This is a genomic window from Paraburkholderia ginsengiterrae (genome assembly GCF_001645125.1).
In the GTDB taxonomy this organism is placed as follows: Bacteria; Pseudomonadota; Gammaproteobacteria; order Burkholderiales; family Burkholderiaceae; genus Paraburkholderia; species Paraburkholderia ginsengiterrae.
In genome coordinates, this window is the sequence record NZ_LXKA01000185.1 from 1 (window position 1) to 479 (window position 479).

General features: G+C 70.1%; 1 pseudogene. It reads right to left on the bottom strand.

The annotated features are described in order from the left end of the window. Nucleotides 1-449 (bottom strand): annotated as a pseudogene (locus tag A6V37_RS43165) (hypothetical protein); the annotation flags it as partial. Between the last annotated feature and the right edge of the window lie 30 nt (nucleotides 450-479).

A 479-nucleotide genomic window follows, 5' to 3' on the forward strand; every position in this document is an offset into this window, starting at 1 on the left:
CCCGAGGTGACGAGGCTGGCAGCAGCGGAGCATGTAGGAATGACGAGATGGCGGGGATGGGAGAGTGTGGTGGAGGCGTGCCGTGGATAGCGAGCGGAGTGGCGTAGTGACAGGGAGTGGCGCAGTGTGGACGACGGCGCGGAGAGGCTTGCGCTGGTACTGGTAAGGTGCATGGGGAGGAGGCGTGCGCTGGGGGGGGGCGGGGTGCTGGCGCGGCGGTGGTGGCGGCCCTGTGGCACGCCTCGTAGAGAAAGGTGGCAGTGCGGGGGCACGTGTACGTGCTGCGGGTGGATGGGGGTGGGGCCGTGGGGGCCGTGCTGCGCGGTGTTGGCGAGCGGATGCGATTCGGGCTGGCGGAGGTACGGGAGCAGGTCGCGAAACGCCCAGCCCGCATTGCCGGCGGCGGCCCAGTCGGCGAAATCGTGCGGCGGGCCGCGAACATAAATCATCGCGTTGATCGAGCCCGAGCCGCCCTGCAC